Annotated in this window: 13 protein-coding genes and 2 tRNA genes; 4 read left to right on the forward strand and 11 right to left on the reverse strand. The window is 38.9% G+C overall.

All coding sequences use genetic code 11. The annotated features are described in order from the left end of the window. Positions 1–143 precede the first annotated feature (143 nt). Together ISX59_RS01990 and ISX59_RS01995 are read right to left on the reverse strand one after the other, a co-directional pair. A complete protein-coding gene (locus ISX59_RS01990) occupies positions 144–1139 on the reverse strand; it encodes a phage/plasmid replication protein (protein ID WP_220575602.1) in 996 nt (331 codons plus the stop codon). Between the two features lie 315 nt (positions 1140–1454). Then, a tRNA-Lys gene (locus ISX59_RS01995) sits at positions 1455–1527 on the reverse strand. A gap of 519 nt (positions 1528–2046) precedes the next feature. Between ISX59_RS01995 and ISX59_RS02000 the strand changes: the two genes are divergently transcribed. Then, positions 2047–3189 (forward strand): OprO/OprP family phosphate-selective porin, encoded by a 1143-nt coding sequence (locus tag ISX59_RS02000; RefSeq protein ID WP_032539293.1) that lies wholly within the window; start codon positions 2047–2049, stop codon positions 3187–3189. Between the two features lie 122 nt (positions 3190–3311). On the opposite strand, the gene ISX59_RS02005 is transcribed toward ISX59_RS02000, so the two are convergent. The 7 genes from ISX59_RS02005 to ISX59_RS02035 all read right to left on the reverse strand — a co-directional run bounded on the left by ISX59_RS02005 (position 3312) and on the right by ISX59_RS02035 (position 10748). Beyond that, entirely contained in the window at positions 3312–4523 is a 1212-nt protein-coding gene (locus tag ISX59_RS02005; protein WP_032530007.1) for an MFS transporter, read from the reverse strand. A gap of 261 nt (positions 4524–4784) precedes the next feature. Further along, positions 4785–4857 (reverse strand) — tRNA-Lys (locus ISX59_RS02010). 89 nt (positions 4858–4946) lie between these two features. Beyond that, the gene (locus tag ISX59_RS02015; RefSeq protein ID WP_005777763.1) at positions 4947–5750 is read right to left on the reverse strand and encodes an MBL fold metallo-hydrolase; all 804 of its coding nucleotides are present in this window, start codon (positions 5748–5750) and stop codon (positions 4947–4949) included. Between the two features lie 81 nt (positions 5751–5831). Beyond that, positions 5832–7220 carry an MFS transporter gene (locus tag ISX59_RS02020; RefSeq protein ID WP_032539292.1) on the reverse strand — a complete coding sequence of 463 codons (1389 nt, stop codon included), beginning with the start codon at positions 7218–7220 and terminating at the stop codon, positions 5832–5834. A gap of 148 nt (positions 7221–7368) precedes the next feature. Further along, on the reverse strand, positions 7369–8775 hold the full coding sequence (gene uxaC / locus ISX59_RS02025) for a glucuronate isomerase (RefSeq protein WP_032539291.1): 1407 nt from the start codon (positions 8773–8775) through the stop codon (positions 7369–7371). A gap of 363 nt (positions 8776–9138) precedes the next feature. Next, entirely contained in the window at positions 9139–9675 is a 537-nt protein-coding gene (locus tag ISX59_RS02030; RefSeq protein WP_032539290.1) for an FHA domain-containing protein, read from the reverse strand. A gap of 11 nt (positions 9676–9686) precedes the next feature. Next, a complete protein-coding gene (locus ISX59_RS02035) occupies positions 9687–10748 on the reverse strand; it encodes an SPOR domain-containing protein (RefSeq protein ID WP_032539289.1) in 1062 nt (353 codons plus the stop codon). A gap of 158 nt (positions 10749–10906) precedes the next feature. On the opposite strand from ISX59_RS02035, the gene rfbC reads away from it, so the two are divergent. The 3 genes from rfbC (at position 10907) to ISX59_RS02050 (ending at position 13734) form a co-directional block, all read left to right on the forward strand. Then, a complete protein-coding gene (gene rfbC, locus ISX59_RS02040) occupies positions 10907–11455 on the forward strand; it encodes a dTDP-4-dehydrorhamnose 3,5-epimerase (RefSeq protein WP_022011013.1) in 549 nt (182 codons plus the stop codon). 23 nt (positions 11456–11478) lie between these two features. Beyond that, positions 11479–12792 carry a UDP-glucose/GDP-mannose dehydrogenase family protein gene (locus ISX59_RS02045; protein ID WP_022011012.1) on the forward strand — a complete coding sequence of 438 codons (1314 nt, stop codon included), beginning with the start codon at positions 11479–11481 and terminating at the stop codon, positions 12790–12792. Between the two features lie 138 nt (positions 12793–12930). Further along, positions 12931–13734: a DUF4738 domain-containing protein gene (locus ISX59_RS02050; protein ID WP_220575603.1), complete on the forward strand. Its 804-nt coding sequence runs from the start codon at positions 12931–12933 to the stop codon at positions 13732–13734. Between the two features lie 70 nt (positions 13735–13804). Here the strand turns inward: ISX59_RS02050 and ISX59_RS02055 are convergent, their stop codons facing one another. Together ISX59_RS02055 and serB are read right to left on the reverse strand one after the other, a co-directional pair. Further along, on the reverse strand, positions 13805–15061 hold the full coding sequence (locus ISX59_RS02055) for a DEAD/DEAH box helicase (RefSeq protein ID WP_032539288.1): 1257 nt from the start codon (positions 15059–15061) through the stop codon (positions 13805–13807). Positions 15062–15141: 80 nt separating this feature from the next. Beyond that, the gene (serB, locus tag ISX59_RS02060) at positions 15142–16365 is read right to left on the reverse strand and encodes a phosphoserine phosphatase SerB (RefSeq protein WP_005777787.1); all 1224 of its coding nucleotides are present in this window, start codon (positions 16363–16365) and stop codon (positions 15142–15144) included. Between the last annotated feature and the right edge of the window lie 46 nt (positions 16366–16411).

The following is a 16411-nucleotide window of genomic DNA, read 5'->3' on the forward strand; positions in this document are numbered from 1 at the left end:
GGATTGAAGATGTATGTAAATAAAGAAAAGAAAGGATGATATGACATGAAAATTCACATCATATCACCCTTCCAAACAGATAGAGAACTAAGTAATTGAAGTCCTCTGAAATAAAGGAAACTTTCGCTTACTATAGAAGTTCTTTAAAAACCGTACATTTTCCTCATCAGTTCAAATGCTGCATCCAGTTCTTCAATATGACCGCTTTTCTGAATGAAGGATTGGTCGACACTGTTAGCCTCACTAATCACAGACCGTAGATAGTCAACCTGTCTAGAACTAATCCGTCCAGTCTTCTGTTGTTCGCTTATCATCTTCTCCAAGGGAACACATCCTTGCACCTTCAAGATGTATGCAACCAAAAAAACACGGGCGTCCTTTTTGCCTTTTACAACTCGCAGGTCTAACTGCACATCATTGACCTTCTCTATTTTCTTGTACCGTCCATAGAGCATCTTTACAAGATTGGTAAAGAAAGTCTCATTCAGCAACATATCAACTAAAACGGTTTCAGTTCCAAAGTGTCGTTTCCAGTCCTGCTTCCCATAGGAAAACCTTAATTCGATACGCAGTATATTTCCATTGAAACCACAATCGAAAAATTCTCTTTTACGCTTCATCTCTTTAAGCTTGTCATATACATGCAAGAGAGTTTTAGACTGTCTGTAATAAAGAGAATCAGGTTCTTCCAGCCTATCATGCCTACTCAAACTCCCAAGTCGATTAAGATACTCCTTAGGGTTTTGAGATACGATAGCATTGTAGGCAACGTCAATCCGCATCACACGAGCCAACCTTAAAGGTAAACACAACTTTTGCGAAAGAAAATCAATCGCTTGACGTGTTTCCTCCATGCTAAGACCTTGAACGTTGTTTCCTTTCAAATACTTGCATAGACTACCCATGATAACAATCTTTTCAGGATAGACAGTGATGCGGAGGTTTTCAACTGTTCCACAAATTTTCATATCATCAGAACCATAAGGAAGCGTTTTCAGACTTCCTGTGTCTAAATGTTGCGGAACACTTCTTTGAAAAGAAACATCGCTTTGCTGCTGATACAGCACCATAATTACGGTATCATACGACACCATGTTCAGAACAGATTTATTCAATCCGTTTTCAATAATTTTTTCCATAAAATGGAGGTTTGAAATTAATCGAAAATTTCCTTCACAGAATCCGTGAAAGTTTACTGAACATCTGCCATACACGCATACGCTTTACGTAGCATGGCTACTTCTGAAGAATCTAAGAAAGAGAAAATAAACCCTCACTAATAAGGCGTGAATCCTCTCTCATTGAAGCTTGCAAGCGTTTTCAAGGTATCCAAACCATATCCATAGCGGTAAGGGTTTGGCTTACTCTTAAACAAGAAATCCTCTCATCAACCCCTATTAGAGGGGTAAATAGAGGGGTAATTCTTATAACTTACTGGTTTTCAATACCATTTGTACACCCTCAGGGACTCGAACCCTGGACCCATTGATTAAGAGTCAATTGCTCTACCAGCTGAGCTAAGAGTGCATGTTATCAAGCGTTCTTGATTTCGGGTGCAAAGGTAAACCTTTATTTTTAAACTGCAAATGTTTGAAGGAATTTTTTCGTCTAAAGAATGTCTTTTATTCTGTCTAATGAAACACTTGTATCTTTTTAAGTATTCATTCATAAATAATCATACATGATAAATTGTCTCATTTACAATAATCTATATTAGACCAAGAAGCGTCGAATTAAGATTTAGTAAAGAAAAAACATATTCCGGTCAAAGATTAAGTTTTAAAAAAGTTTTTTTAATCGCACATTAAAGCATTTTATATAGTACGATTTACGTAAACTATTATAATTCAACAGATAAATGTATAATACCTCTTATAATATATAATTTATAAAATTATCTGTATCTATTTAATTAGATTTATATTACAATCTTCTAATGAAAAAAAATCAATATATCAATAAATTATAAATATTCATTTCATCTATATTTCTTTTAATGTATTTTTGTATCCGAAATAAATAGCAAGGCTAAAAATCTAATAACAAATGAACTTATATCTAAAACACACTTTTTCCTACTTGTTGGGCATATCTTACGCTTTATTATCTTCGGCACAGCCCAACTCGGACAAACTACAATGTAAAGTGACAGGACGAATGCTTCTGGATGGAGGCGTATATCTTAAAAATGATAACCATTTTGGTAATGGAGTGGAATTTGGTGATCTTCGCATAAGCGCAAAAGTTGCTTATCAAAACTGGAATATGAAAGTTGAAATAGGCTATACGGGCAATAAAGCAGCAATCAAGGATGCTTACGCAATGTATACACAAAAAAAGCACACTATACAGGTTGGACAATTTTATGAACCCTTCAGCTTAGAAATGCTGTGTAGTACTTTCGACCTTCGCTTTAATCAATCTCCCGGAGTCGTTCTTGCCTTGACAAACAGTCGGCGAATGGGAGTCGCATATAGCTATAGAAGTAAACGTTACTATTTGTCGGGAGGGGCATTTACCGACAATGATGTCAATAATCTGAAAAATGTTTCACAAGGCTATGCGTTGGATGGCAGGATAGTATATCGACCGGTATTTGAAAATGAGAAGCTTATCCATATAGGGTTTGCAACAATCTATCGTACTCCTGACGGTTCATTGAATGAAGAAGACAAAAACGTATTTTCTTATAAATCTCCTGGAGTGAGCACGATTGACAACCGAAACATTGTTGCAGCCACTGTCGACCATGCGACACATCAGATAAAGTTTGGCACCGAATTATTGGTTTATTATCACCGTTTTTGTCTGCAAAGTGAATATATACGCACACATGTGAAGCGGGATGATGCATTTGAAAATTATGTAGCACAAGGTGGTTATCTTCAATGCTCTTGGCTTTTAGCCGGTCAGACTTATTTATATGACGAATCAGTCGCATGTCCCGGCCGGCCGAAAGGAAAAAGCCTGGAGCTCTGTTCCCGATTTAATTATCTAACACTTAATGACGGAAAAGCTGCTATCTGGGGAGGAGAACAAAAAGATATCTCCGTTGGACTTAATTATTACATTAATAAATACATCGGAGTAAAATTAAACTATAGCTATATGATACCCGGAGCTAATATAAAAGAGATAAGCAACCAAAACTTCAGCGTAGTTCAGGGAAGATTCCAATTCATTTTCTAATCAATAGTCTTTAATATATTCAGGTTATACTATATTTCATAAGATGCTCACTGTTTATCTCTTCACAACCCAAGAGATAAACAGTGAGCATAAACGGATGACTTATAATAAATAAATTCGTTCTACCTGCCTTTTCTTTCCAAATCCCTAACGGCTGGAATACACATCATCAAAACGGCGGTAAGCACAATTGCTATTCCGCAATAAATGAAAATATTGGCTATCCCCAGATTATCAGCAACAAATCCCGTAATAAACAACCCTATAATAGAGGGGAGTAAGCTCACGCTATCAAAAAGTGAAAATACCCGTCCTAAATATGCCGGTTCAAATTGAGTTTGAAGCAATGAAGTAAAAGGTCCGGAAAAGAACGGAACAACTATGCCCTGTGCTACTGTTAGTATGGCAAAATAGATAAAGCCTTCAGCCGGAAGCACTCCACAGAATGCCAACGCCAGACCGAGTAAAAAGTAAGAGGTGGCAATCAGCAGAATTTTCCGTATCTTAGGATTCCAAACACCCAGCAATGCACCACCGGCCAGCATGCCTGCACCGAAAAGGGCCTCTATCAAACTCACCTGATATGCCGTTCCCGAGAAATTCTTCAAGGTCATCAATGGCATCAAAGCTACCATAGGCATAACAAAAAATGTAACAAGAACTTCTGTTACCATAACCCAACTGACTCCTTTGTTGCGCATGATGACATTAAACCCATCTCGCATATCATAAAGCACATTCTTAGCAGAAGCATTTTCTTTTTTAGGATTAGGAATATACACAAAAAGTAAAGCTGTACAAGCTATTATGGCTCCAAATACATCCAAAAGCATAACAAGGCTCATGTCGAAGGCAAGCAGTAATATAGCCCCGAGAGCCGGTCCACCGATGTTACATACTGACTGAATCGCCTGATTGATACCTGCAATGCGCATAAGCTCTTTCTCGGGTGCCAGCAATGGCACAGACGATTTCATGGCAGGCGTATGAAATGCACCACCAACAGAGCGCAACATAAGCAAAAAATATATATGCCATAGCTCAACTGTATCAAGATAAAACAACAATGCAATTATACCGGAACAAAGGGCGACGAAGCTATCTGCTCCAATCATAGTCCACTTACGATTCCAACGATCGACAAATACACCGGCAAAAGGACCTAATACCGCCTGTGGCAATAGGGCAGCAATTGTTGCAAATGACAATACTTCTGCAGAACCAGTTTTAAGACTAATCCACAAAACAATAGAGAACTGGGCAATAGAACTACTTAGTATAGAGAATAGCTGCCCGGTCCATATAATAATAAACTTTTTCTTCCAATTATTCATATTAAAGTTGAAATAAGATAAAGAATGAGATCATTCCTCTGTTGCATTTATACAGGAGGAAAAGAAGAATGAGATATACCATTACGAGAAAAGGCATATCAAAATAAGGTGAAACCGTAGCTAAGCCAGTTCCAAATAATCGACAAGTATGTCAAACAGATAAGTTGTTTTCATCAATTTTATTCTTTGCGGCGACAAAGATAAGATAATATTTCAAAATGTCACAAAAACAAAAAGGAGATTATAAATAATCTCCTTTTGTACACCCTCAGGGACTCGAACCCTGGACCCATTGATTAAGAGTCAATTGCTCTACCAGCTGAGCTAAGAGTGCTTGTTTCTCGTTTGCGGTTGCAAAAGTAGGGCTTTTATTTCATATTGCAAAACAAATAGGGATCTTTTTTTATTCTTTTTTTCTCACACTTACTCAAATTCATAGAGCTCTGATGGCGTATTTCTCTTTAAAGCAAGCAGTTGCACATCCTTCCCAACAATGACGCCTTTATTCTTTAATTTCCATTCAACCGTTTTATAAGCCAGTTCCGGATGATTATTATCTTTGCTCAGATGACAAAGCCAGATATAACGAAGATGTTCCGTGATATTCTCAGCAAGAAAGTCGGCAGTATCTACATTACTCATATGGCCTGTACTACTTGAAATACGTTCTTTCAGATATGTAGGATAAGGTCCCATACGAAGCATTTCTTCATCATAATTAGCTTCAAGAATCAAATAATGGGCTTTACAGATATATCGGGCAGCAGTCGGAGTAATCTCTCCCAAATCTGTTAGAAAAGAAAAGACTTTACCATCAACTTCTATACAATAACCCACATTGTCTGTTCCGTCATGTGGAACTTCAAAAGATTCAATGCGGAAGTCTTCCAATTGCATAGGCTCTTCTTTCTCCAGATAGCGTACAGAAGCATGCAATTTTTCTGTCATACAATAACTTTTATTAATCCCCGCATGTATACGTGCTGTGGTATATACCGGAATATTCAACTTCTCACCTAAATGCCCCACAGCTTTGATATGATCAGCATGATCATGCGTTATAAACACTGCGCGTATCGAATCCATCGTCACATTTATATCTCTCAACGTTTTTTTTATGGTACGAATTCCGATACCTGCATCAATGAGTATGCCGTATTTTTCGGTACCCAGATAATAACAGTTTCCGCTACTGCCACTTGCCAGGCTTATAAATCTAATCTTCATTATTATTCTCTTCTTTTAAATGCAAATTGCCGTCAACTTTTATGGCAAAGTGACGGCAAATATACATAAAAAAGGAAACAATCAGGTGTTAGCTTTCTTCTTTTTATCGATGAAATCGGTGATTTTTGCAAAAATAAGCAATGCAATTGCTGCAATCAAACCGATTGCTGCAAAGTAATACCAGATGTAATGAGCATTTACACTGGCGGCTTCCCAAGCTTCTCTGGATTCAAACAGGGCAGGATCCGGACAATACTTGGTCAGCAGCACCCCTGCGAGCCCAAAGCCAAAAATAGAAGACAAAAAAGAGTGAAGATGGCTAAAACCTAAGTACATGCCTTCTTCACCTTTAGGAGCTTGTAAAGAGAAATATTCCAGATAACGCGGAGAAATAAAGCATTCTGCCAAGCCTTGTACCACGATGCCGGCAATCATCATCAACGTAATATTACTCATTCCCGAGATAACTTCATTGCCCAAGAGATTACCACATGCCATCAACAGCGCTGATATCGGAATCAGAAACATACCAATATTCATCGAAGTGATAGCACTTCGTCTGGCCATCCAGCGAGTCACAAAGCTCACACAACAAACAACGACAAAAGGATTTACATTGGCAATCCACCCCGGTTTTGCAGTTTCACCAGCCATGCGAATAACATACTTAGGCATTGTAGCATAAAGCTGATGTTGTACCATCCAGAATCCCGTAATAATAAGGATTAAGATCAGCAAACGCCAATTAGTGACAATACGCAAGAAACCTTGTCCGATCTCACGCATACTCTTTCCTTCTCCTACGGTATGAGTCGATTTATACAAAAAGAAAACAGCCAACAAAGCGATGAGAGTCATGACTCCTGAGAAATAGTTAATATAGATATAAGCTTGGTCACCAATAACATTCCGTAGAGGATCGATAACCGTTTTACCGGTAAAGGCACCGATATTAACCATCATATAAAAAATAGAATATCCGCGTGCCCGAGTCGCTTCAGTTGTTTCCTTGGCAACAGAAGCTGAAATAACCGATTTAATAAATGCGCCGCCTATCATAATTATAAATAGAACCGGGACTATCAACCAACGGGAGGCACTATCCGTCAGTCCATCGAAATGAGTGCTTTCTCCATAAGTCACTAATCCGCCGCTTTCAAGTAACGTGGGTAATACTCCCAGGCCCAAGTATCCGGCTGTCAATAATGAAAAAGCAACAAGCATTGATTTGCGAAAACCGATTTTATCGGCATATGCTCCGGTAAAAATAGGAAGCAAGTATAATCCACCGGAAAAAAGGCCGGAAATCATACTTGCTTCAAAATCATTAAAACCTAAAATTGTAGATAGATAAATAGTGAGAACGATAAACACGGCATAGTAAGCCATGCGTTCAAACAGTTCGACTGTGTTGCTGACATAAAAGGCTCTTGTGAACCCTTTAGCAGCAGGCTGAGGGGAATTGTTCATTTATGTTTTTCTTTTTTTAATTGATAATCGAACGCAAAGATAAGATTTTTTGCCAATCCGACCAGCCACTCATGAAATAAAAGCCGGAAAAAGGCTTGGAGAACCAGTTTCCGACTTAATTTATTATAACAGTTAAATAAACAGGTAATTAAAACTGAAAAAAGTTTTTAGCATTAAAATAGCTGATATCTTTAACCATCTGACAGACACGGTCCATCTCAGATGCCGGTATTTCACCGCTTTCCACATCACGCCCCAATAGATTACACAATGTACGGCGGAAGTACTCATGACGAGGGTAGGAGAGGAAAGAACGAGAATCCGTCAGCATTCCTACAAAGCGACTCAACAATCCAAGTAAAGAAAGGGCGTTCAATTGTTTTTCCATTCCATCCTTCTGATCAAGAAACCACCACCCCGATCCAAACTGAATTTTTCCGGGGATACTGCCATCCTGAAAATTACCTATCATAGTAGCAATCATTTCATTTGCACAAGGATTCAGATTATATAGAATTGTTTTGGCCAGTCTACCTTTTGAATTCAGACGGTCCAGAAATTTACTCATTGCTTTAGCGGTCATAAACTCACCAATGGAATCAAACCCAGTATCAGGTCCCAGCAATTTAAACATCCGACTGTTGTTATTGCGAATTGCACCATAGTGAAATTGTTGTGTCCATCCCTTCTCCCAATCCATTTCACCCAGTATAATCAACATAGCCGATTTAAATTTCAGAACCTCCTCTTTTGTTAGTTCAGATCCACCATAAATTTTATTGAAAATAGCTTTAATCTCGCTATCCGTATACTCTTCAGCATAAAATTCTTCGATTCCATGATCAGACAGCTTACATCCCTGATCGGCAAAGTAATCGTGGCGTTTACGCAAGGCTGTTATCATATCGTCAAAATCAGAGATATCGACCTCACTTATTTCCGATAGTTTTTCAACATAAGCACGAAAGTCTGATGGTATTTCTACAGCCATCACTTTATCCGGCCGCCAAGTGGGTAACATCTTTATTTCAAATCCACTTTCACGTGTTTTAATGTGATACTCCAATGAATCGATAGGATCATCGGTCGTACAAACGACTTCCACATGATAGCGACGCATCATTCCACGGGCAGAATATTCTGGAGAAGCCAGTTTATCGTTACATTCATCATAAATTTCACGTGCTGTTTTGGGGTTCAATATTTTATCAATACCAAATGCTGTTTTCAATTCCAGATGAGTCCAGTGATATAAAGGATTACGTAAGGTATATGGAACTGTTTCCGCCCATTTCTCAAATTTTTCCCAATCTGATGTGTCTTTTCCTGTACAAAAACGCTCCTCCACACCATTTGAGCGCATGGCACGCCATTTATAATGATCACCACCGAGCCAGATTTCGGTTATAGATTTAAACTGGTAATCGTCCGCTACCATCTGGGGAACTAAATGACAGTGATAATCAATAATCGGCATCTTAGATGCATGTTCGTGATATAATTCCTGAGCCGTTTCTGTTTGCAGCAGGAAGTTCTTACCCATAAATTTTTTCATTTCTTTGTGTTTTTATTGTACAGAATAGTTATTTGTATTAAAGCCAAGGTATATTGTTGATTATAAATACAATATATTCTATTTATATTTCGATTTTATTTATCGTTATCGAACACAAAATTAAAAAAATTACTTAGAGATGCAAAGACAAACCAGATATTTATGAATTTAAACTTTAAAATAATATGGGAAAAACACTTTTTTAAAGGGAGGGGTAAGATATTAACTTCATAAAGGATAGAAAGTTAATATCTTGTTTGCAAGAAGTTAACTTCCTGCCTTTACGATATTAACTTCCTAAAAATATTGTTTTTCAGATCATTAGCATGAAAAGTATATCACTGTTCATACTCTATTGAGAATTCAGATTTCCTCTCTTTTTCTTGCAGAACGGAGAATAATAGTAGTAGCTCCAATAGTAATGATAGCTCCGTCTTCAATACGAATACGGTCTTTATCACCCAAAATTTCGTTCATAAGAAAAGTACCTGTCAGACTCGGGGCATCACGTAAAGTATAAACTAATTCCCCCTGCTTGTTACGTTTTACATTGATAATGCAGTGACGTCTGTCCATACTCATATCGCCGGTTTCAATCGGAGTATTGATATTTGTACCGATACATCGACGCCCAATGATGTTATCACCTTCCTGCAGGGGTAGGACTTGTTTGAAACCAAATACGTTCTCAATCACGACGATACAGCCATATCCTTCTTTATATACCTCCTCGTCCAACTTCTCTTCCTTACGGGAAGCTTTTATTTTGCTCTTTCCCAGTCGGATACTAAACTGTTTACCACAATGTTCACATACAAAAACCAATGATTGGCCTTCGCTATATTTGGTTTCATCAAAAGAAAGGTAATTTTCACACTTAGGGCAAAGAATTCTTTTCATTATAAAAATATTTATTTAGCCAGCATCCAGGCATTCTTATAAGCCTCGTTCTCTCTTAATTTCAACAATTGACGGTTAGCGTCTTCACGATTGGCACATGACATTATGCTAACACGAATTTTGCCGTCACCTGTCAATACACTGGCACCTGCATAACCTTTAGTTTTCAATTCGGCAGCCATTAACTCAGCATCCTTGGTATTAGCTACACTGGCTATGATTATATGATATGGAAAAGAAGCTTCTGTAACCTTTGCATCAGCTGTTTTCATTGGCTTTTCCGGATGGGCAACTTTTACTTCTTTTACTGCAACCGGTTTTGTTACAGACGCTTTATAGACAGTCGTCGTTTTCTTCTTTGTAGTTACCGGTTTAGCTTGTGGAGTAGCAACGTTTGCTTTCAGCATAACCGGAGTCATTGCTACCGATTGTTTTTCTATCTTCTCAAACAAATCAGTAGGAAGCAATCGAGCATAATTACCCTTTTCTACATATGTATTTTGGACAGGAGTAGACATTAGAAAAAACAATGTAACCGCAGCAATCATTGCTACTGCATTTCTTAAAAATGCCCAGTTTACGCTGATTTCACGATTTTTCTTTTCTTTAGGAATGAGCGGAAGAATTTTCTCTCTTTCCGGACGTCGTAAAGACGTTAACTCTTTTATCTCAAACGAATCGAGTCCGTAAAGATAAGGAGTAGTAATTTTATTGTCGTATGGAATAAACTCGTAAGTGTTATGAATAGTATAACGGATTTCTCCAATATTAGGTAAATCAGTTTTTCCTTCTTCATGGAGAACGGCAATAAGCTCTGCCACTTCTCTTTCCACCATTTTTGTGGCATCCGAGAAATTGGTATCATACACAGCCATATATGATTGCACTAATACTCCGTCATTCAACCTCAATTGGGGATTGAAACCGATAACACGGGTAGGAGGGAGAAATATATTTTCTTCAGCCACTCTCATAGCAGGAGCGTAGTGAGCGATAAATCCACCAAATCCGGGAATAATTACACAATCATTCTCCAATAATAATACTTCAATATGCTGTGCCAATTCAATCATGTGTGCAAAATTAACAGATTAATTCAAGATATGCCATAAAACTGCACATTTTATTATTAACAAATGCTAAACTCAACCTTCCTTTCTTATCTATCTATACCTGTCATATTAGAAAAAATGCCTACTTTTGCGCTACTTAATAATATCATTAGAAACGAATGAATTATATACAAACAGAAATAGATGGTGTGTGGATCATTGAACCGAAGATTTTTTCTGATCCGCGCGGATATTTCATGGAAGCATTTAAGCAGCAAGAGTTTGATGCTACTATCGGGCAGATAAATTTTATACAGGATAATGAATCCAAATCTTCATTCGGCACGTTGCGCGGACTCCATTATCAGAAAGGAGACTATTGCCAAGCTAAACTGGTACGCGTCATTAAAGGCGAAGTTTTGGATGTAGCTGTTGATTTAAGAAAATCGTCTCCCACGTTCGGAAAACATATCAGCGTATTGCTAAGTGATGACAATAAGCGCCAGCTTTTTATTCCTCGTGGTTTTGCTCATGGATTTCTGGTGAAAAGCGAAGAGGCCGTTTTTACTTATAAAGTAGATAATATATATGCTCCTCAGGCGGAAGCCTCCATAATATACAATGATCCGGCATTAGGCATCGACTGGCCTATTGCCGATTCACAACTCGTCATGTCGGAAAAAGACCGGCAGGCAGGAAATTTCCGAGCAGCAGAGTATTTTGAATAGAAACCCTCAATAATCAAAAGAATATGAAAATTGCAATTGTCGGAACCGGATACGTAGGTTTGGTCACAGGAACCTGTTTTGCAGAAATAGGTGTGGATGTCACTTGTGTTGACACGAACAACGAAAAAATAGAAGCACTTAAAAAAGGTATTATTCCCATTTATGAAAATGGGTTGGAAGAAATGGTTATCCGTAATACCAGAGCTGGAAGACTGAAGTTTACAACTTCATTGGAAAGCTGCCTGGATGATGTAGAAGTGGTGTTTTCCGCTGTTGGAACCCCTCCCGATGAAGACGGAAGTGCCGACTTGAGTTACGTACTTGCAGTAGCACGCACTATCGGACAGAACATGAAAAAATATAAACTGGTAGTTACCAAGAGTACCGTACCCGTAGGTACAGCCTGTAAAGTTCGTACTGCCATTCAGGAAGAACTGGACAAACGGGGAGCCAAAATAGAATTTGATGTGGCTTCGAATCCTGAATTCCTGAAAGAAGGTAATGCTGTTAATGATTTTATGAGTCCTGACCGTGTTGTCATTGGCGTCGAGTCGGAACGTGCAGAGAAACTAATGACCAAGCTTTACAAACCGTTTATGCTAAATAACTTTCGTGTGATATTCATGGACATTCCTTCTGCTGAGATGACTAAATATGCTGCCAACTCAATGTTAGCTACCCGGATCAGTTTCATGAACGACATTGCGAACTTGTGTGAATTGGTAGGGGCCGATGTCAATATGGTACGCAGTGGTATCGGTTCAGATACCCGTATCGGACGTAAATTCCTCTATCCGGGCATCGGTTATGGCGGATCATGTTTTCCAAAAGATGTAAAGGCTTTGATTAAAACGGCTGAACAGAATGGATATCAAATGCGGGTATTACGGGCTGTAGAGGATGTGAATGAAGCTCAAAAAAGCCTGTTATTCGATAAGTTAGTAAAACAGTTCAATGGAAACCTGAAAGGCAAAACCATTGCATTATGGGGACTGGCATTCAAACCCGAAACAGATGACATGCGTGAAGCACCTGCGCTGGTATTAATTGATAAGTTGCTTAAAGCAGGATGTCACGTACGTGCTTATGATCCGGCAGCAGCAGATGAGTGTAAAAGGCGGATCGGCGACTCCATATATTATGCACGCGACATGTACGATGCCGTTTTGGATGCCGATGCGCTGATGCTGGTTACCGAATGGAAAGAATTCCGTCTGCCTTCATGGGCTGTTGTGAGAAAGACAATGTCACAACAGGTAGTCATGGACGGTCGTAACATTTATGATAAAAAAGAAATGGAGGAACAAGGCTTTATTTACCACTGCATCGGTAAATAATATCCAATATCCATATCCTCAAAAAAGTAATAACGGAGCTGAAAAGTCAGGAGTTTTTTTGTAATCCCCGACTTACTTTTCAGCTCCTTTTTATATCTTTATCGATATAAATGAGTAATTTTGCACAAAATTAAACAGATGATAAAGTACATTGCAACATTGTTACTGATGGTCTTATTCGTAGCATGCAATAATGGCAAAGGACAACAGCCCTCTAAAGACAATGAAGACCCCAAAGCTAAAGAAATCCTCCAAGGCATTTGGCTTGATGATGAAACAGAAACTCCCCTGATGCGCATAATCGGAGATACTATATATTATGCCGACACTCAGAGCACTCCGGTTTACTTCAAGGTTTTAAAAGATACTCTTTATACATATGGCAAAGATATAACCCGATACCAGATTGACAAACAGAGTGAATACTCTTTTTGGTTTCATTCTCTGGCTGACAACATTGTCAAGTTGCATAAATCAGAAGATCCGAATGATACATTGGTCTTCTCTCGCAAATCTGCAGAAGTTATCCCAACTTATACGGAAGTTACTAAAAAAGATAGTGTAGTAATATACGATGGTGTCCGTTACAGAGCCTACGTATACATTAATCCGTCACAAATGAAAGTAGTGAAAACAACATATTCAGACGATGGTATCAGTATGGACAACATTTACTATGATAACGTGATGCATATATGTGTGTATGAAGGCAAAAAGAGTCTATATGCCAAAGATATCACCAAACAAATGTTTGTTGATGTGATTCCTGCGGACTTTTTGCAACAAGCCATTTTGTCCGATATGAATTTTACAGGAATTGATCGCACAGGTTATCATTACCAAGCCTTAGTTTGCATTCCGGAAAGTCCGGTATGCAATCTTGTGAATTTGACCATTAGCTTTAATGGACAATTGAATATAGCAGCTGCTAAATACAAATAAGCATCTGATTGTAAAAGATATCAAAGAGACATATTTTAGAAAAAAAGGGTAGGGGGCAGAAAGCGTACGCTTATTTTCTGCCCGATCTGGGTGATGCAGAGCGTCCCCCATTACTGTTTCTTCTACCTCCATTCCGAAAGTTTCTTCCTCCTCTTCCGCCACTATTATTCGAACGAGGGTTATATTGAGGTGCTTCTCCTAATTCTGAAGGTACAGGAATCTTATAAATTTCCTTCTCAAGAAAGTTCTCGATATTTTTAAAGTTTGTCTGTTCTTTTTCATTAACAAACGTAAGAGCGACTCCATCATTATTTGCACGCGCAGTACGTCCAATGCGGTGTACATAATCCTCACTGTCATGCGGTACGTCGAAATTGATGACTAAACGGATATCATCAATATCAATACCTCTGGATACGATGTCCGTAGCAACCAGAATATTAATACGTCCCGATTTGAACTCATGCATAATAAACTCACGTTGTGCCTGCTCAAGATCCGAATGCATCTCTCCGACATTCAATTTCATCATTTTCAAGGCTTTTGCAACCTCCTTTACCTTTAATTTGGAAGATGCAAAGATGATCACTCTTTCAGGAACTTCCTCCGCAAAGAGACTTCGTACAATGCCTAATTTCTGATTCTCGTAACAAACATAGGCAGCCTGAACGATTTTTTCAGCCGGTTTTGATACTGCCAGTTTGACCTCCGCCGGATTATTAAGAATAGTATTGGCCAATTGCTGTATCTTGGAGGGCATGGTAGCAGAAAACATAATGGTCTGACGTTCCTTAGGCAAGTATTTTACAATCTGCATTATATCTTCATAAAAGCCCATATCAAGCATGCGATCCGCTTCATCCAGAATAAAATAAGAAACTTGGGATAAATCAACGTAACCCAAACTCAGATGTGCAATCAAGCGTCCCGGTGTAGCTATAACCACATCAGCCCCGAGCATCAAGCCTTTCTTCTGTTGTTCGAAAAGTATCCCGTCATTTCCACCATAGACAGCTACACTTGAAACAGGCATAAAATAAGAAAATCCTTCCATTTGCTGGTCTATTTGCTGAGCCAGTTCACGAGTAGGGGACATGATCACACAGTTAATAGCATCCTCCGGGTGTCCGCCTTCGGACAATCTATTCAATATAGGCAACAAAAAGGCAGCCGTCTTTCCGGTTCCCGTTTGCGCTACTGCTATTAAATCTCTACCTTCAAGTATTACAGGAATCGCTTGTTCTTGTATGGGAGTACATTCCTCAAAACGCATAGCGTCGAGTGCTTCAAGTACATTGTCATTTAATTGTAATTCGGAAAACTTCATCGTTTCTTTTTATTTGCTCGCAAAGATAGAAAATTCACTACGTAGTACAAATTTTTCGGGTTCTTTTATTATTCCCACTCTTACATATTCAGATATGAGTCTTTAAAGCCCAGAAAATAGAGTACCCCATCAAGCCCAATTGTATTAATAGACTGCTTGGCATTGGCTACTACTTTAGGCTTTGCATGAAAGGCTATGCCAAGACCTGCAATCCCCAACATTGGCAAATCATTGGCTCCGTCACCCACAGCAATGGTTTGAGCAATATCCACTTTTTCTACCTGAGCAATCAGCCGGAGCAATTCCGCCTTACGCTTTCCGTCCACTACATCTCCCAGATAACGGCCTGTCAGTTTGCCATCGACTATTTCAAGTTCATTAGCATATACATAATCAACACCATATTTTTTCTGCAAGTATTGTCCGAAATAGGTAAAGCCTCCCGAAAGAATAGCAATTTTATAACCATATTTCTTCAGTACATACATCAGACGATCGACTCCTTCGGTAATTGGTAAACTCTCGGCAATCTCTTGCATAACAGACTCGTCCAGCCCCTTCAACAATGCAACCCGTTCGCGAAAGCTTTCCGTAAAGTCAATCTCCCCGCGCATGGCACGTTCGGTGATTGCTTTTACTTCGGCCCCTACACCCGCACGCATAGCCAGCTCGTCAATCACTTCGGTCTCTATTAAGGTAGAATCCATATCAAAACAGATTAGACGACGCATACGACGATACATATTGTCGAGCTGGAAAGAGAAGTCCATTTCAAGTTCACTGGCCAACTTCATCAATTGTCCCTGCATAGCTTCTTTATCCCGGGGGGTACCACGAACTGAAAACTCAATGCAAGCACGAGTGTGCATTTTCCTTTCGTCCAATGGAATACGTCCGGTCAGACGTTTGATAGCATCAATATTCATGTCCTGTTCAGCTAAGATGCGGGTTACCGCTGCAATCTGACGAGCAGTGAGCTTACGTCCCAACAAAGTAAGAATATAACGGTTCTTACCCTGCAGATTTACCCAGCTTTCGTATTCTTCCGCAGAAATTGGATAGAAACGAATAGTCACTCCCAAAGAAGATGCTTTGAAAAGTAACTCTTTCATCATAAATCCCGAAAGTTGCTCCTCAGTCATACAAAGAATACCCAACGAAAGAGTATTATGAATGTCTGCCTGACCAATATCCAAAATAGTAGCATCGTATTTTGCCAATATTTCTGTTACGGAAGCTGTGAGTCCCGGACGATCTTCACCGGTGATACGGATCAGAATTAGTTCTGTTTTTGATGGTTGCATAGCGGATTGTTCATTAAGTATCCTGCAAAAGTAGGAGAAAATTCCC

This window comes from Bacteroides sp. FSHCM14E1, from assembly GCF_019633785.1.
Taxonomy (GTDB): Bacteria; Bacteroidota; Bacteroidia; order Bacteroidales; family Bacteroidaceae; genus Bacteroides; species Bacteroides hominis.